At 41.9% G+C, this 25,361-nt stretch carries 27 protein-coding genes and 1 tRNA gene; 9 read left to right on the top strand and 19 right to left on the bottom strand.

The features are described 5' to 3' along the window. Positions 1-197: 197 nt before the first annotated feature. The 4 genes from O9332_RS18120 to murQ form a co-directional block, all read right to left on the bottom strand. Positions 198-776, bottom strand: coding sequence for an esterase/lipase family protein (locus tag O9332_RS18120; RefSeq protein WP_002760290.1), 579 nt, complete (start codon positions 774-776; stop codon positions 198-200). Between the two features lie 109 nt (positions 777-885). Then, positions 886-1,263 (bottom strand): DUF4164 domain-containing protein, encoded by a 378-nt coding sequence (locus O9332_RS18125; RefSeq protein WP_002744089.1) that lies wholly within the window; start codon positions 1,261-1,263, stop codon positions 886-888. Positions 1,264-1,443: 180 nt separating this feature from the next. Continuing rightward, a complete protein-coding gene (locus O9332_RS18130) occupies positions 1,444-2,934 on the bottom strand; it encodes a site-2 protease family protein (RefSeq protein WP_288026719.1) in 1,491 nt (496 codons plus the stop codon). 27 nt (positions 2,935-2,961) lie between these two features. Next, positions 2,962-3,882, bottom strand: coding sequence for an N-acetylmuramic acid 6-phosphate etherase (gene murQ, locus O9332_RS18135; RefSeq protein WP_072926311.1), 921 nt, complete (start codon positions 3,880-3,882; stop codon positions 2,962-2,964). Positions 3,883-4,077: 195 nt separating this feature from the next. On the opposite strand from murQ, the gene rplU reads away from it, so the two are divergent. From rplU to O9332_RS18150, 3 genes are all read left to right on the top strand, one after another. Next, on the top strand, positions 4,078-4,467 hold the full coding sequence (gene rplU, locus O9332_RS18140; protein WP_002760284.1) for a 50S ribosomal protein L21: 390 nt from the start codon (positions 4,078-4,080) through the stop codon (positions 4,465-4,467). A gap of 34 nt (positions 4,468-4,501) precedes the next feature. Then, on the top strand, positions 4,502-4,771 hold the full coding sequence (gene rpmA, locus O9332_RS18145) for a 50S ribosomal protein L27 (protein ID WP_288026722.1): 270 nt from the start codon (positions 4,502-4,504) through the stop codon (positions 4,769-4,771). A 263-nt stretch (positions 4,772-5,034) separates the two neighbouring features. After that, complete coding sequence (locus tag O9332_RS18150; RefSeq protein WP_002760282.1) at positions 5,035-5,967, top strand: phytanoyl-CoA dioxygenase family protein; 933 nt, start codon at positions 5,035-5,037, stop codon at positions 5,965-5,967. A 283-nt stretch (positions 5,968-6,250) separates the two neighbouring features. Here O9332_RS18150 and O9332_RS18155 read toward each other — a convergent pair whose 3' ends face one another. The 3 genes from O9332_RS18155 to accA form a co-directional block, all read right to left on the bottom strand. Next, positions 6,251-6,529: a HepT-like ribonuclease domain-containing protein gene (locus tag O9332_RS18155; RefSeq protein ID WP_071825056.1), complete on the bottom strand. Its 279-nt coding sequence runs from the start codon at positions 6,527-6,529 to the stop codon at positions 6,251-6,253. After that, on the bottom strand, positions 6,519-6,809 hold the full coding sequence (locus tag O9332_RS18160; protein WP_002736589.1) for a nucleotidyltransferase family protein: 291 nt from the start codon (positions 6,807-6,809) through the stop codon (positions 6,519-6,521). Before O9332_RS18160 ends, O9332_RS18155 begins: the two co-directional genes overlap by 11 nt. A gap of 130 nt (positions 6,810-6,939) precedes the next feature. Beyond that, positions 6,940-7,929, bottom strand: a complete 990-nt coding sequence (accA, locus tag O9332_RS18165; RefSeq protein WP_002760280.1) for an acetyl-CoA carboxylase carboxyl transferase subunit alpha — start codon at positions 7,927-7,929, stop codon at positions 6,940-6,942. A gap of 361 nt (positions 7,930-8,290) precedes the next feature. Between accA and O9332_RS18170 the strand changes: the two genes are divergently transcribed. Next, positions 8,291-9,238, top strand: a complete 948-nt coding sequence (locus O9332_RS18170; RefSeq protein ID WP_002760277.1) for a fused MFS/spermidine synthase — start codon at positions 8,291-8,293, stop codon at positions 9,236-9,238. 62 nt (positions 9,239-9,300) lie between these two features. Here O9332_RS18170 and recJ read toward each other — a convergent pair whose 3' ends face one another. The 5 genes from recJ to O9332_RS18195 form a co-directional block, all read right to left on the bottom strand. Further along, positions 9,301-11,583: a single-stranded-DNA-specific exonuclease RecJ gene (gene recJ / locus O9332_RS18175; RefSeq protein WP_288026726.1), complete on the bottom strand. Its 2,283-nt coding sequence runs from the start codon at positions 11,581-11,583 to the stop codon at positions 9,301-9,303. A 282-nt stretch (positions 11,584-11,865) separates the two neighbouring features. Then, positions 11,866-12,120, bottom strand: a complete 255-nt coding sequence (locus O9332_RS18180; protein ID WP_061430532.1) for a MoaD/ThiS family protein — start codon at positions 12,118-12,120, stop codon at positions 11,866-11,868. Between the two features lie 19 nt (positions 12,121-12,139). Beyond that, positions 12,140-15,163: an exonuclease subunit SbcC gene (sbcC, locus tag O9332_RS18185; RefSeq protein ID WP_288026728.1), complete on the bottom strand. Its 3,024-nt coding sequence runs from the start codon at positions 15,161-15,163 to the stop codon at positions 12,140-12,142. A 27-nt stretch (positions 15,164-15,190) separates the two neighbouring features. Beyond that, positions 15,191-15,340, bottom strand: coding sequence for a hypothetical protein (locus tag O9332_RS18190; RefSeq protein ID WP_288026730.1), 150 nt, complete (start codon positions 15,338-15,340; stop codon positions 15,191-15,193). Then, on the bottom strand, positions 15,340-15,567 hold the full coding sequence (locus tag O9332_RS18195) for a hypothetical protein (RefSeq protein ID WP_004163204.1): 228 nt from the start codon (positions 15,565-15,567) through the stop codon (positions 15,340-15,342). Before O9332_RS18195 ends, O9332_RS18190 begins: the two co-directional genes overlap by 1 nt. Positions 15,568-15,776: 209 nt before the next feature. On the opposite strand from O9332_RS18195, the gene O9332_RS18200 reads away from it, so the two are divergent. Both O9332_RS18200 and hrcA read left to right on the top strand, forming a co-directional pair. Continuing rightward, on the top strand, positions 15,777-16,115 hold the full coding sequence (locus O9332_RS18200) for a rhodanese-like domain-containing protein (protein ID WP_288026732.1): 339 nt from the start codon (positions 15,777-15,779) through the stop codon (positions 16,113-16,115). Between the two features lie 136 nt (positions 16,116-16,251). Next, positions 16,252-17,328: a heat-inducible transcriptional repressor HrcA gene (gene hrcA / locus O9332_RS18205; RefSeq protein ID WP_288026734.1), complete on the top strand. Its 1,077-nt coding sequence runs from the start codon at positions 16,252-16,254 to the stop codon at positions 17,326-17,328. Here the strand turns inward: hrcA and O9332_RS18210 are convergent. Beyond that, complete coding sequence (locus O9332_RS18210; RefSeq protein ID WP_002760270.1) at positions 17,315-17,608, bottom strand: hypothetical protein; 294 nt, start codon at positions 17,606-17,608, stop codon at positions 17,315-17,317. The genes hrcA and O9332_RS18210 overlap by 14 nt on opposite strands. A gap of 294 nt (positions 17,609-17,902) precedes the next feature. Here O9332_RS18210 and O9332_RS18215 point away from each other — a divergent pair, with 294 nt between their 5' ends. Further along, positions 17,903-18,298 carry a helix-turn-helix domain-containing protein gene (locus O9332_RS18215; protein WP_288026736.1) on the top strand — a complete coding sequence of 132 codons (396 nt, stop codon included), beginning with the start codon at positions 17,903-17,905 and terminating at the stop codon, positions 18,296-18,298. A gap of 209 nt (positions 18,299-18,507) precedes the next feature. Here O9332_RS18215 and O9332_RS18220 read toward each other — a convergent pair whose 3' ends face one another. From O9332_RS18220 to O9332_RS18240, 5 genes are all read right to left on the bottom strand, one after another. After that, a complete protein-coding gene (locus O9332_RS18220; protein WP_288026738.1) occupies positions 18,508-21,498 on the bottom strand; it encodes a type ISP restriction/modification enzyme in 2,991 nt (996 codons plus the stop codon). A 209-nt stretch (positions 21,499-21,707) separates the two neighbouring features. Further along, a complete protein-coding gene (locus O9332_RS18225) occupies positions 21,708-21,815 on the bottom strand; it encodes a BrnA antitoxin family protein (protein ID WP_265795881.1) in 108 nt (35 codons plus the stop codon). 363 nt (positions 21,816-22,178) lie between these two features. Next, positions 22,179-22,514 (bottom strand): HepT-like ribonuclease domain-containing protein, encoded by a 336-nt coding sequence (locus O9332_RS18230; protein WP_002760267.1) that lies wholly within the window; start codon positions 22,512-22,514, stop codon positions 22,179-22,181. Further along, entirely contained in the window at positions 22,511-22,804 is a 294-nt protein-coding gene (locus tag O9332_RS18235; protein WP_002760266.1) for a nucleotidyltransferase family protein, read from the bottom strand. The genes O9332_RS18230 and O9332_RS18235 overlap by 4 nt, the downstream gene beginning before the upstream one ends. A gap of 281 nt (positions 22,805-23,085) precedes the next feature. Continuing rightward, a tRNA-Pro gene (locus O9332_RS18240) sits at positions 23,086-23,159 on the bottom strand. Between the two features lie 71 nt (positions 23,160-23,230). Between O9332_RS18240 and lipA the strand changes: the two genes are divergently transcribed. Then, positions 23,231-24,136 carry a lipoyl synthase gene (lipA, locus tag O9332_RS18245; RefSeq protein ID WP_072024840.1) on the top strand — a complete coding sequence of 302 codons (906 nt, stop codon included), beginning with the start codon at positions 23,231-23,233 and terminating at the stop codon, positions 24,134-24,136. Here the strand turns inward: lipA and rdgB are convergent. After that, positions 24,099-24,692 carry an RdgB/HAM1 family non-canonical purine NTP pyrophosphatase gene (gene rdgB, locus O9332_RS18250; protein ID WP_002762017.1) on the bottom strand — a complete coding sequence of 198 codons (594 nt, stop codon included), beginning with the start codon at positions 24,690-24,692 and terminating at the stop codon, positions 24,099-24,101. The genes lipA and rdgB overlap by 38 nt on opposite strands. A gap of 297 nt (positions 24,693-24,989) precedes the next feature. Between rdgB and O9332_RS18255 the strand changes: the two genes are divergently transcribed. Further along, on the top strand, positions 24,990-25,193 hold the full coding sequence (locus O9332_RS18255; RefSeq protein WP_196219866.1) for a hypothetical protein: 204 nt from the start codon (positions 24,990-24,992) through the stop codon (positions 25,191-25,193). Positions 25,194-25,361: the final 168 nt, after the last annotated feature.

Raw genomic sequence — 25,361 nt, forward strand, 5'->3', positions numbered from 1 at the left:
GTGGTCAATTACCTAATTTTCAGGGAAAAAATCCCTAAATTTTCCCCCCAATCACTCCAATGGTAGGCACTTTTTCAGGGAAAAAAAGTCTAAAAGCCTTATCCAACAAGGTTTTTAGATTTATTCAGCAAACCCTAATTAACTTTTTTGTTGGTGATATTTTGACCTTGTTCGGGTATTGGAGAGAACCAGTATTTCTATTCTAATAAAGTCTCTTTAATTGTTGTTAAAACTTTGCTATCTTTGACCATCCAAGCATGGAGCAATACTGGAATGGAAATTTCTTTGCCCACCGATAAACGGGAACTATGGGCAGGAAATATCATTAAATCGTAGGGAGTCCAGATAATTGTGGTTTTAATTTTATTTAAAATTTGTTGACAATCTTGATTTAAATCCTCTAGAAATTGACTCCCCGGCTGCATTTGTCTAATCCCATCTAAGGGTAAACTATACGCGGTTAACGTGCCTCGATTCGGTGCAGAAATATTTAGGTAACGTTGCACTCTTGCCACTCCTCCCAATCTTTGCAGGTAGTAGCGGGTAATTAATCCTCCCATACTAAACCCAATCAGATCTACTTTCTGCTCTTTAGCAAAGTTTTTCTCGATATAATTCTCCACTTGACCAGCTAAAACTTCTAACTTTTTGTAACCATGATTGGGAATTAGATTAAAACTATGCACCTGCCAACCATGATAGTTTAAATACTCGCTCATCGGTTTAAAAACAGCAGTAGTGTCCAGAAAACCATGCACCAAAACAACGGGATTCATAGATGAGATTTTATCCTTAAATTCTGAATCTATTCTAACGAATGATCGGGGTAATGAGCGAAAAATTTTGGGGAAGAGCCTATCTACTAGGTACGGCTACCGGCAACTTCTAAGGATTAGGGAAAAAACCAAAAAGTTTAGCGGCACCTCCTAAAATAGCGACCACCAATGCTATCAGAATCCCTCGATTGGTGAATTCCTGATAGGCAACCCTTGCAGTTAATCCCTCGATTTTTGTGCTTACTCGTTCATCCAGAGCTTTGATTTCTCCCTTGAGTTCGGCCTGTCCTATTTCTACTTTAGTTAACCGGTCTTCTATCTTGTCAAATCTCTCATCAATACGTTTTTCCAGAGAGTCGATTTTCTCATCAATACGTTTTTCCAGAGAGTCGATTTTCTCGTCAAGGCGTTTTTCCAGAGAGTCGATTTTCCCCTCAATCCTTGTCAGGACAGCTTCTAGGGAATAAGTGACAGTTTCGTTAGACATTTTGAGCAACTCCAAAAGTCAAATCTTCAGGGGTAAATGCTGGAGGCTATATTTTACGGAAAAATCAGGGGTCTATAGGCGGACACGGATTCCCATTATAAGAAAATTATAAGTCAAGACTTGAGTTTTTGTCAAGCTTTTTTTTGACGGCAATCAATGGCAAGAATTTCGGGGAAGTATTTAGCCACCGATGCCTAACCGTCCCGCTAAACTAGGGCTTAAAGGAATCAGAGTCGCTAACATTAAAAAGAGCAGTAATAAACCCCAACCAGCGCGGGTGTCATCGGGTTCGGTTAACTCGTTTAAACTAGGTCTTTCCAACTCTCTTTGTAAAAAAGCGACTAAAATTGTCCAATAGAGAGGAATGGGATTGCTAGAATTAACTAAGGAAATAATGCCCAAAATAACCAAAGTGGCCACAGTGGTGCGGCGGGCAATTTTGCGACCATAAATAGCCTGAACAATTCTACCACCATCTAACTGTCCGGCGGGCAGTAAATTAAGGGCAGTAATCACCAATCCTAGCCAACCGATAACAGTTAAAGGATGCACGGAGATAACGGCATTTTGTAACTCGTCGCCCAAAACTATCCGCGCTAAAAAACTCACTAAAATTGAACTTTGGAAAAAGGTACTAGGGATTTGAAAAAGGCTGTCCGAATTAGATAAAGTTAGTCCAACAATTAATAAGATTAAAGAAACCAAACCTCCCAAAGCAGGACCAGCGAAAGCTATATCAAATAGAACACTGCGGTTAGGTAATAAAGATTCAAAACGAGTAATCGCCCCAAAAGAACCAATCTGCCAAGTGGGAAGAAAATAGGGTAAACTGAGACGAACATTATGGCGTTTAGCGATAATTAGATGACCGATTTCGTGGGCAATTAATACCGACCATAAACCCAAACTCAGGGGAATTGCTTCTCGATATCTCTGCCAATTACCAAACAAATCAAAACCTAATAAAATTCCCGCCGCTTCTAAGCTGGTGACAATAGTGGCTACTAACAAAACTAAAGAGAGATTTTTTTGAGCAAGAGTGGCAGGACTAGGATCATTAGTTTTGGGAAGGATAATTACCACCGGTTTTTCCTCGGTTCCTTCCACCAGAAATAAACGATATTTATCGCCAAAATGATTACTTAATTTCTGGGTTAAGCGCGAGTGAACTAGATCCGGTTCTCCCCGTAAATTGCCTTTAAAAATTGCCCCTTCCTGAAAAGAGATAGTTTCGGTGGCAAAAAAAGTATCTATCCCAAAAATACTCTGAATAACTTTTAAATCCTCTTCGGGAATTGGCATCACATCCGGCACAATTGCTGTCACCGCTGCCGGGATTTCTAGAGGAGTAACGGACTGGCTAACTGCCTGGTTAACTTTCGGTTCAATTATCTGATTGGTTTTCAGTAAGCGTAAACGGTTGCCCAAATAAATATAGATAATGGTGGCAGCAACCAGTAAAAAGAGAATTACCGCTAGATTGAGATAAATTCCCGCCGCAAATAGCCCGAAAAAAATTAACCAAGGAGCTATGAGTACCAAGGATTGTAACCAAGGTAAAATTCCCAGTTGGCCGTAGGGTTTAGCCCGATAAAAACTCCAAGTCAAGATAGCACCAGCGACGAGGAAAATAACAGCGACCGCAGCAATTTCCGAAGAAATATTAACCATAGGAAAGTCAAAATCAATAGGTTTTTATCAATCAATTTGATTATAAGCTTGCAGGGCAGCCCGTAATTGCCCTCGATGCTTTTGTAACAATTCTTGTCCTGGGGCCGCCGAAAGTCCCGTTTTCTGCATTAACAAAGCCAGTTTAACCCGGCGGCCACTTTTTTCCAGTAAAATAGCCGCTTCCTGACGACTAACATCGGTAAGGTGGCAGATAATCCGCAGGGCGCGGTCATGGAGTTTATGATTAGTAACTGCCACATCGACCATCTGGTTGCCGTAAACCTTGCCTAACATGACCATTGTCCCTGTGGAAAGGATATTTAAAGCCATTTTCGTCACCGTTCCCGCTTTCAGACGGGTGGAGCCGGCCAGAAGTTCTGGTCCAGTCAATAACCGGATATCCACATCCACCGCGATCTCCACCTGTTCGGCGGGGACACAACTAATAGCAATCGTCGTCGCACCCCGCTGTTTTGCCGCCTGTAAAGCCCCATGAACGTAGGGGGTTGTCCCCCCGGCGGTAATCCCCACTACCACGTCTAATTCGTGAATTTCTCGCTGGGCAATAATCGCCGCCCCATCTTCCGCTTTATCCTCCAAATCTTCGGAACTACGCACCAGCGCCGCCGCTCCACCGGCGATAATTCCCTGTACCAATTCCGGGGGAGTGCAGAAGGTGGGAGGACATTCGGCCGCGTCCAAAACCCCCAGCCGGCCACTGGTTCCTGCTCCAATGTAAAAGAGTCTACCACCTTTAGCCAGAGCTTGACTGGTCAGGGAGATTGCTAGGGCCAATTCTTGCCGGGCCATGGCGATCGCTTTTAGGGTTTGGGCATCCTCCCGATTGAAGAGATCCACCAATTCGAGCGGGTTTAATTGGTCTAAATTTAGGCTGTTTGGGTTAATTTGTTCGGTTAACAGGTGTCCTCTGCTTTCCCACTGTTCCATAACGGTTTAATTGAGTTTTTCGTAAGATTATTTTCAGTATATAGCGAATCGGTGGGCTAAAAGCTTGACAATTGCCCCCTAGATATTAGATAATAGTAAATTGTGTCAATTCCTGCTCGGATCAGGTGAGGACATTAGCACAAAAGCTGGAATTTTTTTCAGCTACCTGTACGGCAAAACGAGCGCAGAAAATTCATGAGTTACGCAATTATTGAGACCGGTGGCAAACAGATTCGGGTAGAACCAGGTCGCTATTACGATATCGAACTTCTTCCCGTCGATGAACAAAGTACCCATACCATCGACAAAGTGCTATTAATCCATGATGAGGATGATATTAGCATCGGTCAACCCTTTATCGAAGGGGCCACCGTCGAAGGCACTGTCATACAACATCGTCGGGGCAAAAAAGTTATTGTTTATAAAATGCGCCCGAAAAAGAAAACCCGTAAAAAACGCGGTCATCGTCAAGAAATTACCCGTTTTATGATTGATTCAATCAATTATAACGGTAAAACCCTAGTCGCCACTGCTGCTACCTCCAGCGCTGAAGTTGTAGAAGATAGTAGCGATGAAGAAGAATAACTTTTAGAATCAAAAAAGCATTTGGAGAGAAATTATGGCTCATAAGAAAGGTACGGGTAGTACCCGCAACGGACGCGATTCTCGTTCCCAGAGACTAGGCGTTAAGCGCTACGGTGGTCAAGTGGTAAAAGCGGGAAATATTCTCATCCGTCAACGGGGTACTAAAGTTCACCCGGGTAAAAATGTTGGTCGTGGTGGCGATGATACTTTATTCGCTTTAATTGATGGTGTGGTCAAATTTGAATACAAGGATAACAGTCGCCGTCAAGTTAGCGTTTATCCCTCTGAAGTTAGCGCCAGTTAATCCCATCAACCCTGATTAATTTTTTCCCTGTAACCTCCTAACTCATCCTAGGGGGTTTTTTCAGATAATTTATATCGTTTCCTAAGCTAGTGAGGTACACCTATTTTTCTTCCCTTTTGCCTTTTGCCTCTTGCATGAGTGCCTAAAACCCATAACTTTTGTACCTCAGCAGACTGAAAAACGCTATATATCTGTTGACAGACTAGACCGAACACTCATAGATTAGAATAGTCCGAAAGTAGCTCGGAAAAGATGGACTCACCATGATTCTTAAAATTGCCGATATCTTAAAAAATTTGCCCTGGTCTTTCAATTCTACTGCCGAATTACCCTGGTTAGAGCGATCGCAAGCCGAAAAATCCCTGCAAAAAGCTCGTCAACAACGGCGAATTTCCGAACGAGAATATCAACTCCTTGACCATTGGCGAGAATTGGGTTATTGTATTGTCAAAGATTTAATTCCCGCAACGGCGATCGATAATTTAGTAGCAGAATTAGCCGATTTATTTTTCCTAGAATCGGCTATCCCTGGATTAAGAATTGAAGGCATTCAAGCAGAAAATCTACCGGCGAGTTTAAGTCACGATCAAGTTTTAGCCCTAGATATCGAGCAAAGAAAAGCCTTAGTCAATTCTATTTGGCGACTTCATGGCTTTCATGAGATTTCCCCCGCCGCTCAAGCAATTTTTGACAATCAAAATCTGAGAGATTTAGTTAATTTAATTATTGGCAAATCCTGCAAACCGAGATATTCCATCAACTTCCTGCACGGTACAGAGCAGGGGCTGCACGAGGATATGGCAGTTTTTTATGTTCATCCTGCTAATCATTTAGTCGGTGTTTGGATTGCCTTGGAAGATATTTCCGCCGATGCTGGTCCGCTAATTTTTTATCCTAAATCTCATAAAAATATCAAAGTAACTGACTTTTTTCCAGACTATCCCGCCGTCAATCTTAAAAATATTACTGCCGAGCAAATTCCCCAATACCAAGATTATGTTAACCAGCGCGCTCAGAATTATGACTGTCAATCATTTACTGCTAAAAAAGGAGAGATTCTTCTCTGGCACGGAATGTTAATTCATGGTGGTGGGAAGATTAATAATACCCTGCTAACCCGTAAATCGATGGTCATTCATTTTATTGCCGAGGGTGGCGATTACAACGATCGGGCTTTGGGACCTTTTAATTGGTAAGATTAATTTACCACTAATAACTCGGAAATAATCGGACTAATACTAAATCCGTTTAGTATAGGCTACTTAGGGCTTGCTGAAAAAGTTTTTCCTGGGGGTAGGAGTCAGTAGCCGGTCGTCAGGAGCCGGTCGTTTCAGGCTTTGTTGCCCTTGTTTTTTGTACCAAGCAATGTACTACAAGAAGGATAATGCAAGGTTTTTGAAAGTCCCAATCCTATTTTCTTGCACTAACATCGGACTTTAACAGGTCAAAAGCTTTATTTTAAAAGGGTTTTACCATTATTCAGCAAGCCCTACTTAAATTAACTTGAAAATATTCGTGAGTTGCAACATTTCTCATTCCTGCCATTAAACGCCAAGGAATAAGAGGATAGCGAGACTGAATTTCCTTCGGTACATTTCTAGTTGCTTCTCCGATAATAATAAAATCATAGAGAACCGCTTTGATATTTGTTTGATTCTTGGCAAATTCCTCAAACGTCATTGCCTTTGTTTGCTGTTCAATTTCACTGATAGATTCTAAAATGTCTTGAAGGCGAAGTCGCCAATCTCTAGAAGGCATTGATCAGATCCTCAAGCACAGGTTCCCGTAAATGTTCTCTTAAGGCATCCTGAGTTCCTAAATCCACAGAGCATCCCAGAATATCTTCTAAATAATACTGTACTTGCAGAAGTTGAAAAAAACCACCTTGTCGATCGAATTCTACTAACAAATCTACATCACTATCGGCATCAGCTTCATCCCTGGCCACTGAACCAAATAAAGACAAAGATTTTACCCCTAGTTTTTGTAACTGTTCTCGGTGTGCCTCTAGAATTGCCAGCACCTCGTCCCGTTTCATCTGGTGTGTCTTTGAACCTGCCATCAATATTATAGCTTTGTCGGTGCAACCCTTAAACTGAAGCTGAAATCTTCCAAATCTACAAAACAAACTAATCACTGAAAACTCACATCTGATCACTGATCGCTGATTAAGCTGTGGCTTCTAAAAATACGCCTAAATTGCGGAATTTTTGATAACGAGATTCGCGCCGTTGTTGGGGAGTTAACAAAGATAAAGCCTCTAAATTTTCACTAATAGCGGCTTTTAAATTGGCTGCCGCTCTAATCGGATCAGCATGGGCCCCTCTGGAGGGTTCAGGAACGATCTGATCGATAATATTTAACTCTTTTAAATCTTTTGAGGTAATTTTGAGGGCAACTGCTGCTTTATCGGATTTTTTGGCATCTTTCCAGAGAATGGCGGCACAAGCTTCGGGAGTCGCCACGGTATAGACAGAATGCTCTAACATTAATAGGCGATCGCCGACACCAATGCCCAAAGCGCCGCCCGAACCACCTTCGCCAATAACAGTACAAATGATCGGCACATCTAAACGGAACATCTCCCGGAGGTTATAGGCGATCGCTTCTCCTTGACCTAATTTTTCCGCTTCCACCCCCGCCCAGGCGCCGGGGGTATCAATAAAGGTTAAAATTGGCTGATTAAACTGATGGGCGTGTTCCATTAAACGCATGGCTTTACGATAACCCCCGGGGGCAGCCATGCCGAAATTTCTAGCCACATTATCCTTAGTATCCCGGCCTTTTTGATGCCCGATAATCACCACGGGACGACCGTTAAAACGGGCAACACCACCCACAAGAGCGGGATCGTCGTAACCACCGCGATCACCGTGTAACTCGAACCATTCATCGGTGATTGCTTGAATATAGTCTAGGGTACTGGGGCGCCGGGGATGACGGGCTAATTGTAGCCTTTGGGAAGGGGTGAGATTGCTAAAAATTTCACGACGTAATTGATTAGCTCGTTCGTCTAGTTGACTAATTTGTTCCGAGACATCTACGCTATTTTCTTGGGCTAATTCTTTAATCTGTTCGATGCGGGATTCTAATTCGTAGAGGGGTTTCTCAAAATCTAGGAGAAAAATCTTTTTCTCGGTAGTCTCGTTTTTAGTCATAGGTTAGTGGCTAGAAGTTTACTTGGAGCTAAGTAGGTAAGCGTTAAAAATTATCAAATACCCCCCTTGTCAAGGGGGGATTAAGGGAGGATTAAGGGGGGATCGGCACCCCCCTTATCAAGGGAGATCCCCCCGCCTATCGGCACCCCCCTTATCAAGGGGGGCAGGGGGGATCAGAGGCAAAATCTATCTTCAATTTAATTATAACTACTTACTTAATCTTTTCTAGCTTAACGTTTTTCAGCGATCGATTATCGGCAGCTTCGGGATTACCCGGAGATAATTCCAGGTTATCGATCGAATTTTGTCAATTGTTGTATAATGATAGATCGTGCCTTTTTCACCCCAAGGAGGATTAGTTATGGCAGGAAGTGAACTAAAAGCGGATCTATGGGTTAACGAATATATTACCCCCTGGGACATTTATAGTCATGGGGTTTCGCGGATTTTAGCCTACAAAAAAACCGCTTTTCAGGAGATGTATATTGTTGAGTCGGGGGCCTATGGAAAAGCCTTGGTACTGGATGGGAAATGGCAATCTTGTACGGGGGATGAATTTATTTATCATGAAGCATTAGTGCAACCGGCAATGATTGCCCACCAAGAAGCAAAAACTGCTTTAATTCTGGGAGGTGGTGAAGGTGCGACAACGCGGGAGTTATTGCGTTGGAAAACAATCGAAAAAGTGATGATGATCGATATCGATGGGGATGTGGTAGAAGCTTGTAAGGAACATCTTCCCGAAATGCACCAAGGCACTTTTGATGATCCTCGTTTTGAGTTAGTTGTGGCCGATGCTTTAGAAGTTTTAGACACCACTAACGATCAATGGGATATTATTATCTCCGATCTGGTTGATCCCATCGAAGAGGGTCCTTCTTTCCCCCTATTCACGAAAGAATACTTTGAAAAACTACAAAGAGTTTTGGCCGAAAATGGCATTGTGGTTGTCCAATCTGGCCCGGTTTCTCCTCCTTCGGTGATGTATCATGCGCGTTTGGTGAATACTTTAAAAGCAGTTTTTCCCTACGTTCATTCCTATTGCGCTCCCACTCCTAGTTATGGTTCCCCTTGGGGTTTTACTCTCTGTGCTAATCATCCTTTAAATACTCGTCCCGATCCGGACGTGGTAGATGAATTAATCAGCGATACAACTACGGGAGGATTACGTTTAATTGATGGCATGAGTTTACTAGGAATGTTACAAACTCCTCTCTATATTCGTCAAGCAATCGCACAAAATACGGAAGTTTATACCCTGGCAAAACCCCCGAAATTCTTCGGTCAAGGAGTAATCAGTAATCAGTAATCAGTAATCAGTTATCAGTTATCAGTTATCAGTTATCAGCTATCAGTAAATAAGGGTTATAACTAGAAATCGATCGAGTCTTCATGATTAAGAATTGCTTGCAGTATTTCTAGGGGAACAGTAGCAAAGTATTGCTGGAGAAAGTTTTCTAGGGCCACCGCTTCTAGAAATTGTTCAATCTTATTAATTTTTGCCTCATGATTGACTAATTCAAAGGATAAATTTTCTTGATTTTTCTTGACTTTAAAGCCATTTTCTGATAGGGAAATTAATCCTAATTCTAGGGTATGATAACTGAGGTTTAAGCGGTTTTGTAATTGTTGACAGGAAATGCTGGTTTTAGTTCTAGCTAAATATTTCCCGATCCCGACAAGGTTTATCCATGGGGTGTGAGCGGATTTTTTCAAAGGACTAGCATAGGCAAGAACTAACTTTTTATCCCGTAAAATTGCCTGTTGATATTCCCTGGAAAGTTTTGTCCAATCCCGGGGACATTCCCAGAGAAAAAGGGGATTTAATTGGCTAACTTCTTGACTAATTTCTCGATGGCGATTGTCGATTAAAAAATCTTTTTTATTGCTATAGGTTAGGGATTCTTGTTGATAGGGATGCAAGGCAATTAAGCGCACTTCATAGCGATTTTTGTAGGTATTAAAATCTAATTCGACTACGGCATCATAACGGGTATCGGCAGCAATTTCGTCTTTGTGATGACCCCACCACATACCGGGGAATCCCTGCTCGATTGAACTATCCCAGATCTCAAAAGTTGTCCGGGGATAAGCGATTTTTCTGCCTTTGAAATCCTCAAGATTTTTATGCCAAAGATTGTGAAAATAACAATTTTGAATTAATAGCTTCGGTGTCGGATTACCCATCCCGCATGGTTCCAGTAATTTTAATTCTCTAAATAGACTTTTTCCCAATTGGGAAACCGTCACCACCGCAGCCACTTCTATCTCGGAAGAAAGGGAAGTTAAATCAATTCCTGTGCGTCGCAACTGTTGATTAATCCCCTCAATAAATAGGGGTAAATTTTCTAGAGTTAAACTTAAACCTGCGGCCAAAGGATGACCACCAAAACGATGTAAAAGATGGGATTGAGAGGATACTAATTGATAAAGATCGATCTCGCGAATTGACCTAGCGGAACCCTTAGCAAAAGGTGGTTCACTGGTACTTAATAAAATTGTCGGTCGCTGGTATTCTTGGGCAATTTGTCCCGCAACTAATCCTAAAATTCCCGCCGGCCATTGGGGATCATCTAAAATAATTACATTAGTGGTGGAAAGATCAATTCTCTCTAGTTTTTTCTGAACTTGTTTCATAATATCCCGTTGGATTTCTTGGCGACGAATATTGGCTAATTCCGCTTGTTCAGCTAATTCGTGACAACGCTTTTCATCTTCACTGGTGAGTAATTCCACACAAAATCTAGCATCGCCATAAATGCGACTGACGGCATTAATTCGCGGTCCAATACCGAAGGATATATCCATCGGTCTATCTCCGGTTTTGTTACATAAATCGAGTAATTTTTTAACTCCTAAACGCTGAGTATTTTGGAGCTTTTGCATACCTTTTTGGGCTAAATAACGACATTCTCCCGTCAATTTGACTAAATCGGCAATTAAACCAATCGCAACTAAATCGAGTAAATTTTCTAGGGGTTTTCTGGGAATATCTGCCAGGGTTAAATACATCGCTTCCACTAATTTATAAGCAACGGCAACCCCAGAAAGATGATAGAAAGGATGGGTTTCCACAAAGTAGCGGGGATTAATCAGGGCAATCACCTCGGGGCGCTCGTCGGGTAGGGTATGATGATCGGTGATGATAATATCGATACCTAGACTGTTTGCATAGTCAATTTCGGCGATATTCGTGCTTCCCGTGTCACAGGTGACGATTAAACTGGTTCCTTGATGCGCTAGTTTCTCGATACCAGGACAATTGAGGCCGTGGGATTCTTTTTGGCGATCGGGTATGTAATAATCTAACTGTTGATAGGGTGGGAAAAACTGTCCCAATCCTTCCCAGAGTACACTGGTAGCGGTGACACCATCGGCATCGAAATCCCCCCAAATACTCACTTTTTCCCCGTTATTTAGGGCTTTTTCCAGTCTTTTGACGGCGAAGTTCATTTCTTGCCCAAAATCAAAGGGAGTTTTTGACTGATAAGCTTTCTCATCCAGAAACGTCCCCAGAGTCGCCCCATCCCGGATACCGCGATGCCATAATATTTGTGCCACGACGCTGCCATCCGACTCTGGGGTGTAGTCTTGGACTATTTTTAAAAACTCTTGGGGAAGCTCTACCGATGGGGGAATTTGCCAGTTAGACACGGGATATCAAGGAAAAAGTAATAAGGAAAAAGGTGACAGTTTTTGTGATTTTCCCTATCTCCATTTAGGGCTTGCTGAATAAATGTGAAATGTAGGCAAGGTAAGGGTTTTGTGGCTTTTCTCGCGAAACAGGTGCAAGATTTTGAGAGAATCGTGCTTCAAAACCTTGCGTCTTCATCAGCCCGCGTCCTGTAGGGGCGAAGCATTCGGACAATAACCTATCGGTGAAACCGTAGATTTTCTATCCGAATGCTTCGCCCGTACTTTTTCAGCAAACCCCATTTAGCCACCACTAACGGGGGGAATTAAAACTATCTCATCGCCATTTTCGAGGATTTTCTCTCCCGAAACAAACTGAAGATTAACTCCAAAACGAGTAACATCGCGCCATCTTTCTAATTGAGGATAGGGGGCTATAATATAGTTTAACACTTCTGTAACGGAAGTGTGGGCAGGAAATTCGAGGTTTAATTGTGAAGTTTGATAGACTTCTTGATAAATAGCAAATAGTTTTACTGTGATCGTAATCTTTTCCATCTTTACATCAATATTTTTCCTAGGATAATAACATTAATTGAGAACCCTGTTCGGTTTTGCGGACTTCGATGCGATGTTGAAAAGCTTCTTTAAATTGGGGCATATGAGTTACAGTCAAAATACAGGCAAAATCAGCGGATATAGCGTTAATTGCCGCAATTAAGCGATCGCATCCTTCCGCATCCTGAGTTCCGAATCCTTCGTCAACAATGAGCATTTGTAGGGCTGTTCCGGCTCTTTGTGCCAATAATCTCGCTAAAGCTAATCGAATCGAGAAATTAATCCGAAAAGCTTCTCCTCCTGAATAGGTTTCGTAGGGACGGGATCCCCGGGTATCACCAATAATAATATCTAAAGTATCGATTAACTTTTGTTGCTGTTTCTTAGTACCTTTACCGCTTTTTTGGGTTAAAAACTGCACATGAAATTGATTACCAGTTAAGCGAGCTAAGATATGATTAGTTTGGGCTTCTAACTCAGGTAAAATATTCTCAATCATCAGAGTTTGTAAACCATTTTTACCGAAAGCTATGGCTAACTCTTTATAAACTGTATATTGTTTTTTCACTTTAGCTAAATCGCTCTCTTTTTCTATCAGTTGTTTACCTAAAGTTTCTAGTTGATGTAATTTCTCCTCAACCCGACCTTTTTGGGAGAGCAATCCATCAATTATCTGTCTTCGCTGTTGAATATTGGTCGATAATGCGGCTATTTCTTGGCGATAGTCAGTCAAAGTACCAATCTTTTGACTAATATTTGCTAACTCCTGATTCAGCTTCTGGCGATCCTGATTTCGCAGCTGTAATCTTTGCTCAATCTCAGCGATTTTAGCGGCTATTTCCGGATAATTTTTTTCTGCTTGTTGCCAGTCTTGATACTGTAATCTTACCCCCTGTAATTGTCGGATCAGATTTTGAATATTCTGATGTTCACTGCGATCATAATTTAAGTTTTGAATAAACTTTTCTAAGCGTTCAACTTCCTGTTTAAGTGGGGAGTTTTGACCTAGTTCTTGCTTCTCTTGTTCTAGTCTAGCTAATTGATTAATTAAATTAGGTTTCTCGGCCTTGATATTAGCTAAACGACGGTTTGCTTGCTTAAGTTCTGATTCTTGAATTTCTGCCCAACGCCATCTTTTTTCTTCTCCTCTGACTAAAGCATGACTTTGTTCATCATAGTTTAAAAAGGCGATTTCTTGATTGACAATTTGTAATTCTTGCTGTAATTCTAGGGCATAATTGCCACTGCTTAAAAGTGCTTCTAACTCCACAAGTATCTCCTCGGTTTTCTCTAGTTCTATTTCCTTTTCTTCAATAGTTTCTAACTTGACTTCCAACTGCACATATTTTTGTTGTAGATTCGATCTTGCTGGCAATTCTTGTTTAATTTGGGCTAATTCCTCCCCTAAACGTTTTAAATCTCGATCGCAGTCTGCCATCCTTTCCTGTAGGGACCAGATTTGCTCTTGAATTTGTTCTTGATGTTGATGGGTTTTCCTGATTACTTGATGACGGTGATGACTGTCTAAATTCTGTTCACACAAAGGACAAACCGAATCGGGAATATTTAATTTTTCCAATTTATCAGTTAACTCTAAAAGTTGTTCTTCATATCTTTTCTGTTGATCCAATAAACTTTTTTTATCCACTTGTTTAAGAGTTTCCTTTTCTTCAACTCGTTCACAATAGGTTTGTTTTTTATCTAGTTCCTTAATTCGTTTGGCTAAATTGAGAGCTTCCTCTCTTAGTAGAGGAATACGAGCGATTTCTGTCTCTAATTGTTGCCGATTTCTTTGCAGTTGTTCCCAACGAGCATTGATCTTAGCTTTTTCCCGTTCCAACTGCATATTTAGATCAGCTTTTCGGCTATTTAAAGGAGCATATTTTAAAGCTAATCTATCCAATTCCTGAAGACGTTGACGATGATAATTTAATTTCTCTAATCCTGCTTGAATATCCCCCGCTTGCTCGATAATTTTTTGAGTTTCTTGTTCCTGTCTTCCCAATTCTTCTAAACGAGCGCTCGTTTGTTGGATGGGAAGGGTAAATTCGTTAATTTTTTGCTGTAATTTCTGTTCTAATTGTTGTTTATCATACTGGGCCTGTTGCCAAGCTTGTAATTGACTTGACAAACTTGCCTCTTTCTGGTCTAAATTGATTAGGCGCTCGTGTGCAGTAATAATGTCATTTTTGCGATGAAGAATAGTCCTAATTTGATTTAATTGATTGTCTAGACTAACTTTTTCCCGGTCTAATCTCTCGATTTCTGCTAATAAAGCTCGCTCCTGTTCTCTTTGCCACTGCAGCTGTTTTTCCCAATTCTGACGCTGATTTTCTTCCCCCTGTAGTTGCTGTAAACGCCGATTATTTACCTCTTGTTCTTGATTAATTTGGTTAATTTGGGTGCTTAACTCTTGCAGCTGTTGCTGATAAGAATTTTTCTCCTGAAGACGGAGTTTGATAGTTTCTACTTGCTGCTCGATCTGGAGGGACTGTCCATCAAATTGTTTCGATATATCCTTGGCTTTATTTGCTAAAATTTCATAGCGATCGAGTTGTAATAATTCTGCTAAAATCTGTTTACGACCACTGGGAGGCTGTTTCATAAACTCGTCCGCTTGTCCCTGTCGTAAATAAGCAGAATTAATGAAAGTTTTATGGTCTATTTTCAGATAAGTATTAATCTGTGCTTGGGTATCTTTAATACTTTTACCCGATAAAGGACGAAAACTCTGATCATTAATCACCTGAAAATCTAAACCAGAAGCTTTCCCTCCCCGGTGACGACTACGGATAATTTTATAGATTTCTCCCCCATAACTAAACTCGAAATCTACCCGCGCATAATCGCTGCCCGCATGAATCACATCATCAGCAATCGAGGTGCGACTTTCTCCCCAAATTGCCCAAGTAATTGCTTCGAGTAAAGAGGATTTTCCCGCACCATTGGCACCACAAATACAGGCAGTATGTAATCCGCGAAAATCTAGCACTGCCTCGCGATAACTGAGAAAATTTTTTAGGGTTAATTGTAGGGGAATCATAAGCTGGGAGGAATTATGAATTATGAATTATGAATTATCAAGTGGGAGGTGGGGAAGTGGGGAAGTGGGGAGGTGGGGAAGTGGGGAAGTGGGGAGAATGCAGTACAAGGCATAATTAGCGGAAATTCGGTCACTCAGCCTCAGGAAAATATTGGTATCAAATAGATAGTTAGCCATTAGTCATAGATAGTTTCACGCCCTAAGGCTTCATCAGGTAATCCCGGGGTATCCTTGGGTTGACTTTCCAGAAATTTTAGCCAATCTTCTGCTTTTTCTTGGGAGGTCATCTCTTCAATTTTTGGCGAAGTTATCTGAGTTAGAAATTGGCTGAAGTTTAAGACTTCTTGTTGTTTTTCTAAAGGAAGTTTTCGCAAGTTTTCGATAACGGCTTGTTCAATATTCATCAAAATTCAGCTTGTCGATTAATCGGCGTACTAAAAAGCATCAATCTCTTCAATACCTGCCGTTTCCCCATTATATCACCCCCCCGCTCTGGCACTGACCAAATCCCCCCACTTGGCTGGGATATTATTCCTACGCAAGTCCCTAACCGCTCAGGGTCCCTCGATTTGCTACTCTAAAGGAAAGATAACCGATTCTTAAGACCAAATCTATGAGCATTCCCGAAATTAGCGTCCATGAACTCGCTCTCCGTTTAGCCGATCATGATCCTAATTTACAACTTATTGATGTGCGCGAACCAGAGGAAGTTGCGATCGCATCTGTGGCCAGTTTTACCATTTTACCCTTGAGTCAATACCGAGAATGGTCGCCCACTATTGCCACCCAATTCAACCCCCAAGCAGAAACCCTCGTTATCTGTCACCATGGCATGAGATCCCTGCAAATGTGCCAATGGCTACAAAGTCAGGGTTTTACTAATGTTAAAAATATTAACGGTGGCATCGATGCTTATGCCCTCCTCGTCGATCCTAATATTCCCCGTTACTAATTTTCATGGCCACCATCGGGAAAAGAGAGAGGCAAACTATCCCCTTTCTCACCATGGATTACTGATAACTGATAACTGATTAAGCGTTATACTGTCTAAAAAAATGTTATAAATCTTTTGTTAAGATTATTCCCCTATGTCCGCTAGAACCCATCTCAGCGATCGCTATCAACATATCTTAAAGGCGACAATCCAACATTATATCGCCACGGCCGAACCGGTTGGCTCGAAAACTCTACTCGATGAGTACAAATTTACTGTTAGTTCCGCCACGATTCGCAATGCTCTCGGTAAACTAGAAAAAGAAGGTTTACTCTATCAACCCCACACTTCCTCCGGACGCATTCCCTCCGATTGGGGTTATCGTCTCTACGTCGATGAGTTAATGACTCCCGATGACCGTATCGGCGAAAAAATCGGCTATTATCTGCATCAAAACGCTAAATCTCCCGCTTGGAGTCTCGAAAGTCTGCTGCAACGGGCCACCCAACTTTTAGCCGGTTTAAGCGGTTATATCGCTATCGTTACCCTCCCCCACACCCTCACCAATACCCTGCGTCATCTGCAATTAGTCCCCGTCTCGGACCGGCAGATTATGTTAATTATTGTTACAGATAGTTTACAAACACGCTCGGTTATGATAGAGATTCCTGAGTCTATGGCAACGGACAAGGAGGATGGATTAGCAGAAGAATTACAAATCCTCTCTAATTTTCTCGGGGAAAAATTAAAAGGTTATTGCTTGGCAGATTTAATTAACCTCGATTGGCGGCAAATCGAGCGAGAATTTGCCCGTTATACCCATTTTCTCCAACAATTAAGCCAAGAAATCGGCGCTAGTCTCCAATCCACTGCCACCCCGGAGATTATCGTCCATGGTGTCGCTGAAGTCATTCGACAGCCAGAATTCGCCCAATGGCAACAAGTACAAATGTTACTGCATCTATTGGAAGCAGAACAGGATCGCCTTTTACCCCTGATTTTACAAAGAACAGAACCGGAAAAATCAGCTAAAAAAGTCAAAATCACCATTGGTTCCGAAAATCCTCTGGAATCCATGCGCCCTTGTACTCTTATCTCCGCTTTTTATAAACAGGGAGATACTCCCGTCGGTAGTGTTGGCATTATCGGACCGACGCGAATGTTATACGAAAATACTATTCCCCTGGTGGAATCCACCGCTAACTATCTCAGCGAGGCTATAAGTAAGTAGATATCCCCCGCAAAGGTTCGGGAATGGGACAATCGACAGTAAACTCTAAAATTGTCTCACCATCCCCCAAATAGCCAGAATTGGCAAAACAGAGCAACATCCGCACCAGCGCCACCCACACCTCCGCATCGAACTCCCAATCCTGTCCCCGACGCGCTCCACAGGCGATCGATTTTAGCGCCCAAAAATAACTATTTCTCACCACTGAACCGCCTTTTTTGTAAACCGGCACATCCTCATGGTGAATATAAAGAATATCATCTTTAGCGATCGCTCTCATCGGTGGCTAGGAAGGTTGCGGGAATTTTCAGTTGACTGTCCTAGATAATAACATCTTTAGCGATCGCTTGGGTCGCGCCAGAAAACCCACTAAGCTAAGACGCATCTTAACCGCCTATCCTTAGATTAGCTGAATCTCCCCTTGCCCCCCGATGTGGGTGGTAGGGTTGATTCATGAATCAACCCTACCTTGAATCAACCCTAGTAGTTGAGCGGTAGGGTTGCCTCGTCTCAATTTTCTTTCTTTCTCACAAATATGAAGTATAATGTCATCGATAGCTAAACCGCACAAAAAATGAAATCCTATCCAGTAGAGTTCCGTCAGAAAATCCTCGACTGTTATTATAACGAACCCATCTCTCAAAGACAATTAGCGAAAAGATTCTGCGTAACCCTAAGTTTCGTACAAAAGCTTTTGAAGCAATATCGAGAAACGGGAGATCTTCGACCGAAGACTTATCGATGTGGACGTCATTTAAAACTCACGCCAGAACAAATGCTCGTCCTCGGTACGTTAATTGAGGAAAATAATGACGCAACTCTAGCTGAACTATCAACACTATTCCTAGAAAGAACTGGTATAGTGTTAAGTGTGGCGACAGTGGCAAGAATAGCCGAACGCTTGAGAATAACCCGCAAAAAAAACTATACAACCACCCGCACAAGAGACAGAAAAACTACAACAACTTAGACAAGAATAGAAAGTAAGTGGGTGGGTGGAATTAAATATAAGATGAACGTAGGTTGGGTTGAAGCATGAAACCCAACGCCCGCTCATGTTACGCTACCGCTAACCCATCCTACAAATAATTATGCCTCCCTACTTAGGGTTTGCGGCAAAAAGTTTTTCTTGGAGGCAGGGTGTGGGGTGTAGAATAAGATTCCCCGGAAGCAATCTTTTTAATGTCTCATCGCTTCTATTATTTTCATGGTTTCGACGCTGACAGTACAGACTCGTTGTAATAAGTCAATTACTGTTTCTTTATAATCGGCAAAGCGATAGTTATTAAATCTTTCGGCGATGGTTTGATCTTTGGGTTTCTTTTCCTTATATTGATCTAAAATCCATTCTAAGGCCGAACGATTACCGAGTTTATATTCCCAAGCAATTTTGGGAATATCTTGTAGGAAAGTGACATCATCAAGGTTGATAGAATTTTTTTCTCGGTCAGCTTTTAGTTTAGTTTTCGGTTTGAGATTATTATTAGTATCAATGCGAGTTAGTGGGTAGGGTGCGACGGTTTCATAGTTGATATGTAATTCCATTAGTTTGCTTCCCCATTCTACCCATTGAGAGAAGTTATCATAAAAGGGAAGTCGCGGAAATTCTCGCTTGAGGTTTAATTCATATTTACTGCGATATTCCGGGTAGTGAAGGACTGCATAAGTGTAGTGGAAGATGTGGAGTTTGGTGATGGTTTTATCGTTGTAATGTTTTTGGAATTGTTGCAATCCCCAATCGGTGATATTATCGATGCGGTTTCCTTCTTTCTCGTAGTAGTAGAGGGGGAGACATTGAGTTTTTTCAAGTGTATCTAAACCAATTAATAAATCACAGGAAAGACAATGAAAAGGCTTGCTTGAACTAATGCCAGAAAAAGCTATTATCTTATTAAAAGACTTTAGATCTAATGAAAACATCTCGTAATGGTTTTCTGTCAATCGATGATTAAATAATTTTTCTGTGTATTGAAATTGCTTAAAATAAGGTCTATATAGAGATAATTGAATTAAATTATCATCGAAATCAGACTTTATTCGAGATTTCCAGAAATTCTCTAAAGAAGAACTCCACTTTATTGAAAAGTCTTGTAATTGATTTTCAACAGAGTAATTGTATTTTTCAATGAAAAAACTAATCTTATTTATTAAACTCTCTTTGAGAGAATCATATACCCACTCATCTCGATTGGTTACTACACCCAATGAAAACAACTTAAACACAGCTTTCTCAGACTTGCCACTTTTGACATCCTTATCAATCAAGGGTAGCAGTTGATAAAAGTCATTATCTGATTGATTGAGCCAATTATGTTTTTTATCTGGGATGATATGCTCAAAATCAAGCTGATTAAGTTTTGTCGATGACAAAAACTCTAATTTTTGCGCTGCTGTATCCAATTCAGGACGGCGAGTATATAAAATTCGACAAGGAAGATTATTACTTTCTCGCTTCACCATCAAACTAATCGCCACCCCCGTCTGAATACCGAAAACATTATGAGTTGTCCCTGAAAGTTTAGGATTTTTCCTGACATTACCACCTAAATCAATGATATAAATTTCACTAAACTCATTCTCTACTACTTTTCTAAATCCATCATAAGCCAACGCATCGATAAAAGAAGAGTTAGTAATAAACGCTATTATACCATTTTTATTTAATCGATCCGAAGCCCAACGAATAAAGCGAGTGTACATATCATAGACGACAATTTGATTCTGTGCCTTACCTTCTTTGATATAAGTATATTTAATGCACTTGTCAATCGCTTCATAACTTCGATTTGCATTACCTTGATTAAAATTCTCCTGCCTGGCATTATAAGGAGGATTACCAATAATTACAGAAATATTGCGGTCATTTTGATTATGAATCCGTTGGGTATTCTCCGCCGACATAGCAAACAAATCCATCTGCTTGATATTAGAAGCAGCATGGTCTAGGGTATCCACAAAACAGATATGCTCAAACTCCTCATACTCACCCATCTTCTGCTTGTAGGTGAACTCAATATTCAAATTCGCAATATAATAAGGCAGAATTGCCACCTCATTACAGTGCATCTCATGCTTATACTTGTACCGTAACTTATCCTTCGGTAAATACTCAATCAACTCCGTTATAAAAGTTCCTGTCCCCGTCGCCGGATCTAAAATTTCTACTCCTGGATCCGCCAACAACTTACCAAAATGCTTGTGGACTAAATAATCGACACTTTCAATCATAAAACGGACAATTTCATTGGGTGTATAGACAATTCCCAACCGGTCCGCCGCTTTCGGATTGTATGCTTTATAAAAATTCTCATAAATCGCCTTGAGAAATTTCTGCTTCTCGTGGTGGTTATAAATATTCGCCGCTGTCCGCCGAATTACCGCATAATAACGTTCAATAGTCCCTAAAGTATTGCGCTTGGTATTACCAGTAAAGAAAGTTTCAATCACTCCCTGTAATTCCCTGGCGATATTATTTTCCCGGTGAAACTGAGACTCATTAAAAATATTGATAAAAATATCCTCTGTCAGGATGTGCTGAATAATCATCTCTCGCACATCTTCCAGACTAATTTCTGGATTGATTGACTTGCGACAAATCTCTAAAAAATTGTCCCGCGCTGTCACAAAATTCCGATTCGTCTCCGACTGCAACGCAATTAAACCCCGCAACGCTTCTAAAATTGTTGGTAAATCTTCCTTAAAACTAGCAATCGCCTCTCGAAAATCCTCAACCTCCGGACGTACATAATTAATAAAAGCATTAATAATCCCATCCAAAGCCTCATCATCGCGCATCGAGACGCGCAGTCTTTCCTCTCCTCCTTGAATTAAAACCGCCGTCTGGGAATCTTCAAATAAAATATTGTCATTGGGGTAGCCTTTCGCCAACTTCTTCTCAATTTCTTCATCTAAATTATCGTATTGATCCTTACTTTCCCAATATCCCCAATCTAACCGTAAAGCATCCTTAACCGTCCCGTCAGGATAGACAACTTTTCCCGACTTAGTGCGATAATCCAACTCCGGAATTAACAAAAAATCCCGCGCCTTGCAATAGTCATTTAACAAATTCTGAAAAGCGACTCTAATCGAAGTTTCCTTGCGACTGCCGCCATATTGGACAATCTTCTCAACTTCCGCCTGATACTGGCTGATTAATAATCTAGACATGGGCTTAGAGGAGGTAAATTAAGTAGTTATAATCAAAGAGAAGATAGATTTTGGACTCTGATCCCCCCTGCCCCCCCTGATAAGGGGGGTGCCGATAGGCGGGGGGATCTACCCTTGATAAGGGGGGTGCCGATAGGCGGGGGGATCTACCCTTGATAAGGGGGGTGCCGATAGGCGGGGGGATCTGACAATTTTTATTTCGATGTTTTTCACTGGTGCTGGCGTGCCATCACTTCCCGCAAGATATGGTCAATTCCTGTTTCATATCCCTTTCCTTGAGCTTTTAACCATTGTAATTGATCTTGACCTAGTTGAATAGCTAATTACTGCTTTGATGGCGAAAAAGATACTGTTTTTTGAGTAAAAAACTCATCACCTAACGGCGGCTCACGATTATTTGCCTTTCCTTATCTGGCAAAGTTTTAATTCGATTTCTCGGAATAAATAGCTGAAAATTTGTCAAAACGTCGTGCTTAGTAGATTGATTCATGAATCAACCTACTAAGTAGGTAGGCTTTAAAAATTATCAGATACCCCCCTTATCAAGGGGGGATTAAGGGGGGATCGACACCCCCCTTATCAAGGGGGATCCCCCCGCCTATCGGCACCCCCCTTATCAAGGGGGGCAGGGGGGATCGAACCTAAAACCCAACAGTTTTAAATAATTGGACTGGGTTTCGTCAAATCAATTCCTGTAAAATAGCTTCGATTTGTTGTTTTAGAGGAGGAATGTCATTTTCAACAATATCCCAAATAATCTCTAGATTGATACGAAAATATTCATGAATAGTTAAGTTTCTTAGATCGCTGGCATCTCGCCAAGGAACTTCGGGGTATCTTGCTTGAAATTCTTGAGAAGTTGCTCTAGCTGCTTCACCAATAATTTGTAAATGATAGACAATCCAAGTTTGAATTAATTCTTGTTGTTCAAACACGGTTTTTCCCTGTGGAGCATACTTTTCTACCCGCTCAATTGCTTCTAAAATATCCCGCAAGCGTTCGGTATCATCTCTCATAGTGGTATTGCTTCTTTAAGTACCCGCTCTCTGATTCTATCTTTAAGTCCCTGTTCGGTAACAATATCAACTTTGCAGCCTAACAAAGCTTCGAGTTCTCGAATTAACGGCAAAGGAAACCAGGGACTCCGACGTTCGCTACAATAATCAATTAATAAATCAATATCGCTTTTTTCGTCAGCTTCTCCCCGTGCGACAGAACCAAAGATTCGCACGTTATTTGCGCCGTGTTTAGCAGCAATAGCAATGATTTTTTCTCGTTTGTTTTTGAGTAATTCCTCAATTTTCATGATCTAAGTAGGTAGGCGTTAAAAGTTGTCAGACACCCCCCTTATCAAGGGGGGATTAAGGGGGGATCGGCACCCCCCTTATCAAGGGGGGATTAAGGGGGGATCGGCACCCCCCTTATCAAGGGGGGCAGGGGGGATCGGCACCCCCCTTATCAAGGGGGGATTAAGGGGGGATCGAACCTAAAATCCATTTTTAATTTAATTATAACCAGCTACTTACTGACAATTTTTAACACCTATCTACTTAACCATAGAACAGATTACACCTTGATTGTCTTTAATCGGGATGACAGGATTCGAACCTGCGGCCCCTTCGTCCCGAACGAAGTGCGCTACCAAGCTGCGCTACATCCCGAAAATTTTCAGCTAAATCATCATAGCATATTCGGCCTTGATTGGGTCGAGACTTGCTAGGATATTACAGATATAGGCAAAAATTATCGGAGTAGTTCAGGCGTGACGGTAAAACCAGAGTGGTTACGGGTAAAAGCACCGCAATGGCAGCGAGTCGGCAGTGTTAAGGAAGTTTTACGCGATTTAGGCTTAAATACCGTTTGTGAGGAGGCTTCCTGTCCCAATATCGGCGAATGTTTCCACGCGGGGACGGCTACCTTTTTAATTATGGGTCCTGCTTGCACTCGCGCCTGTCCTTACTGTGATATAGATTTTGAGAAAAAACCGCAACCTTTAGACTCCACGGAACCCCTGCGACTAGCGGCAGCAGTGCAACGTCTTGATCTTAATCATGTAGTGATCACTTCTGTCAATCGCGATGATTTGGCTGATGGTGGTGCTAGTCAATTTGTCCGTTGTATCGAGGAAATTCGCCGCATTTCCCCAAAAACCACCATCGAAGTGCTGATTCCCGATCTTTGCGGCAATTGGCAGGCTTTAGCTGCAATTCTTGCCGCTAAACCTGAAGTTTTAAACCACAATACCGAAACCGTTCCCCGTCTCTATCGTCGCGTGCGTCCCCAGGGTGATTACCAGCGTTCTCTAGAATTATTGCAGCGCGCTCGCGCCATTGTTCCCGCTACCTACACAAAATCGGGCATTATGGTGGGATTGGGGGAAACCGACGAGGAAGTGCGCCAAGTGATGCGCGATTTACGGGCCGTTGATTGTGATATTCTCACCATCGGGCAGTATCTGCAACCATCGTCAAAACATCTCGGTGTGCAGGAATTTATCACCCCCGAACAGTTCCAAGCTTGGCGCGAATACGGTGAGTCTCTGGGATTTTTACAAATTGTTGCGAGTCCCTTGACAAGAAGCTCTTATCATGCTGAACAAGTCAGGGCCTTAATGAATTTGTACCCGCGAGAGTCTTGAGATGGGGCAGCAATTGCTGAAAAGCTCGTCCTCGATGGCTAATTTTTCTTTTTAATTCGGGAGACATTTCCGCAAAGGTTAAAGCGTATTCGGGAACATAAAAAATCGGATCGTAACCAAAACCACCTTTACCCCTAGGACTGGTTAAAATTTCTCCCGTACAGATTCCTGTGGCGCTCAAGGCAATCTCACCATCGGGACGGGCGATCGCAATTACACAGACAAAACGGGCCGAGCGATCCTGATTATCTCCTAATTCTCTGACGAGGCGATCGATTCTTTCTCGATCATTTTCACCGTAGCGGGCCGAGTAAATCCCCGGGGCATTTCCTAACCCGGTTACTTCCAATCCCGAATCATCAGCGATCGACCATTCTCCCAATGTTAGGGCAATTTGAGCAGCTTTTAAATAGGCATTTTCAGCAAAAGTCGCCCCTGTTTCCTCTATCTCTAAATCATCGGGTTTTAACTGCAATTCTAGGTCAATATCAGTTAAGTATTCGCCTATCTCTGCTAATTTACCCGGGTTACTCGTGGCTAGAATTAATTTTTTCATCGAAAATAATCGGTTTGAAACCCCGGCCTAAAAGGACGGCTTGACGTTGAGAATATTTCACTATACACTAAAGCTACAGTGAAAACTTTTAACTCCCTGACTGCTTTGGATCGGACGGACATTTCCCCCTGATTATTGCGAGGATTAAAGTTAAGTAGGGAGGCACAATTATTTGTAGGATGGGTTAGCGGTAGCGTAACCCATGCGGGCGTTGGGTTTCATGCTTCAACCCAACCTACGTTCATCTTATATTTAATTCCACCCACCCACTTAAGAATGGGTTCCTTAAAATTCCCATTGACTGAAAGACTCAAAGACAAACATATCAAGGAAGTACAAATACATCCAAAATACTTGACTCGCTGGTTTGACAGCAATTGTCTTTATGAAGATGAAAAAATAGAAACATCTCTTGACTCCGAAAAAGCGATAGCTATGTTGTTAAGGAAGGCAGTAGTCAGGAGATTATTTTATTTATTCCCCCCACTTCCTAATTCCTAATTCCCACACCCTACACCCCACACCCCACACCCCACACCCCACACCCCACACCCCACTCCCTACACCCCACACCCTACACCCCACTCCCTACACCCCACACCCCACACCCCACTCCCTACACCCCACACCCCACACCCCACACCCTACACCCCACACCCTACACCCCAC

The organism is Microcystis sp. LE19-10.1B (genome assembly GCF_027530565.1).
In the GTDB taxonomy this organism is placed as follows: Bacteria; Cyanobacteriota; Cyanobacteriia; order Cyanobacteriales; family Microcystaceae; genus Microcystis; species Microcystis aeruginosa.